3 protein-coding genes are annotated in these 1,955 nt (G+C 54.6%); 2 read left to right on the forward strand and 1 reads right to left on the reverse strand.

Annotated elements, in window-relative coordinates; genetic code table 11:
- Positions 1-279 precede the first annotated feature (279 nt).
- Positions 280-555 carry a PadR family transcriptional regulator gene (locus DVH23_RS23125; protein WP_114579683.1) on the forward strand — a complete coding sequence of 92 codons (276 nt, stop codon included), beginning with the start codon at positions 280-282 and terminating at the stop codon, positions 553-555.
- A gap of 134 nt (positions 556-689) precedes the next feature.
- Complete coding sequence (locus tag DVH23_RS23130; RefSeq protein WP_114579684.1) at positions 690-1,103, forward strand: TRAM domain-containing protein; 414 nt, start codon at positions 690-692, stop codon at positions 1,101-1,103.
- A 44-nt stretch (positions 1,104-1,147) separates the two neighbouring features.
- Here the strand turns inward: DVH23_RS23130 and DVH23_RS23135 are convergent, their stop codons facing one another.
- On the reverse strand, positions 1,148-1,708 hold the full coding sequence (locus tag DVH23_RS23135; protein WP_114579685.1) for a TATA-box-binding protein: 561 nt from the start codon (positions 1,706-1,708) through the stop codon (positions 1,148-1,150).
- Positions 1,709-1,955 lie beyond the last annotated feature (247 nt).

The following is a 1,955-nucleotide window of genomic DNA, read 5'->3' on the forward strand; positions in this document are numbered from 1 at the left end:
TTGGTGTCAGTCCTGACCGGCTGTTCTCCTCTCGGCTCGGAGTTCGATCGGCGTCGTCGCCCATAATTGATCTCACTTCACCCCTCCCGGGGTAACGAACAACTCCAGGGAACGGTACACTCTGTCTGTTCCCGTTTTGCAAAACTGTTGTTCCCATTTCGATAGTCGTGAATGACTGACGCTCTAATGGGCCGAGGAATTGATTCTTCGCTTCCGATCAGTACTGTATGATCAGAATAACAAACAGTTCCTCTATTGGACTGCTACTGTGGTTTACCAATGAACGATCTCACAGGCTTTCAACGGGATCTGTTGTACGTTATCTCCGGGTTCGATCGTCCCTCGGGCCAGGCTATCAAAGAGGAGTTACAGACCGACTACGAGAGCGAGATCAATCACGGGCGGCTGTATCCAAACCTCGACACGGTCGTCAACAAGGATCTCGTCGAGAAGGGTGAACTCGACCGACGGACGAACTACTACGCGATCACCGAGGCTGGAGAAGACCAACTCCACGAACGGCGTGAGTGGGAAGATCAATACGTCGAGCTCTAATGTCGTGCGTTTCCCGATCCAATCCCTCCATTTCCACCCACGGGAGGACCAGCTCTCAGGCAGTTACTCGATCAGTCGTGTGACCAGTAGACTCAAGAGCGTCGTTGCACACGCTGTGCGTACAGAGCATTCACATGGAGATTTCTGAGAACTTACTCTGTCTGTTCAGTGCGGAGGTCGACAGACGAGACGATTCATATCGAATTGAGGTCCCTGCTCATGAACTCACAGTCGGTGATGTCGAAGCGGGCAACGTATATCGAGTCGCCCTGCTCGAATCCGGCGAGTCATCACCGCGAGAGACCGCGGAGAAGTCAGCAAAACGTGATGATCAGGGACCGCCAATCGCCGAAGGAGATCGACGAACCGTTGATATCGAAGATATCGGGAAACAGGGCGACGGTATTGCCCGCGTTGAGCGGGGGTACGTGATCATCGTCCCCGAGACCGAGATCGGTGATCGGGTCACGATCGAAATCAGAAACGTCCAAGAGAATCTTGCATTCGGTGAGGTCATCGAACACGTCGAGCCGACCCTTCACGAGTGAACGCACTCGAGCATTCACTGGCGTGACCCGGCAGGATGCACGTGTTAGTCGAGAAGTCCGAGATCGCTCAGTCGCGCCTGAACGGCCTCGATCGCGTCTTCTGCATCACTAGGCTGGCTCCCACCGGTGATGACGAGTTTGCCGCTCCCGAACAATAAGACGACCACGTCCAGTTCATCGGACCGATAGACCAGTCCGGGGAACTGTTCGGGTTCGTACTCGACGGCTTCCAGCCCGAATCCGATCGCAATTGCGTTGAGATTGAGCCGTGTTCCGAGATCACCACTGGTCACGATATTCTGGACGGTTACCGCTGGATCCTCGGGAACCTCGAGTCCGAGTCTCCGGAGTTTGTCGAACGTAAGCTCGACTGCCTCTTTCAAGTCCGTGGTGGAGGACGCACCTGTACACACGACCTTCCCTGATCGAAAAATCAGTGACGCGGCGGCCGGGTCCTCTGTTCGGGAGATCAGTCCCGGGAATTGGTCTGGATTGTACGACACTCCATCGAGATCATCGGCGAGCGATTCGAGGTCGAGTTCCTGTTCGAGGGCCGTCGACCCGACGACGTTTTCGACCGACAGCGTCTCTATCAGATCTCCCATCCCTTACTTCATGACTGCTGTAGATTGATATATAATTCTACTGCTCGTTGTTCTGTTCGGCATTTCCTAGTGGCCAGCCTCTCTGCGTGTTCACTCCATCGCGGTCTGGAATTGCTCACTGACTTCTTCATGGCTTTCGAACTGTTCGACGTTGTCCTGGATGCCCGATGTCGCCTGTTTGATCAGCGTCACTCGCTGACTACTCTCGTCTGCCCTGATCCCTCCCGGGTAAAACAACGCTTCAGCG

The sequence above is a fragment of the Saliphagus sp. LR7 genome (assembly GCF_003344565.1).
GTDB classification, from domain to species: Archaea; Halobacteriota; Halobacteria; order Halobacteriales; family Natrialbaceae; genus Saliphagus; species Saliphagus infecundisoli.

Coding starts and splice junctions, on each gene's coding strand:
- DVH23_RS23125 (WP_114579683.1), top strand. CDS start 280: ATGAACGATCTCACAGGCTTTCAACGGGATCTGTTGTACGTTATCTCC.
- DVH23_RS23130 (WP_114579684.1), top strand. CDS start 690: ATGGAGATTTCTGAGAACTTACTCTGTCTGTTCAGTGCGGAGGTCGAC.
- DVH23_RS23135 (WP_114579685.1), bottom strand. CDS start 1,708: ATGGGAGATCTGATAGAGACGCTGTCGGTCGAAAACGTCGTCGGGTCG.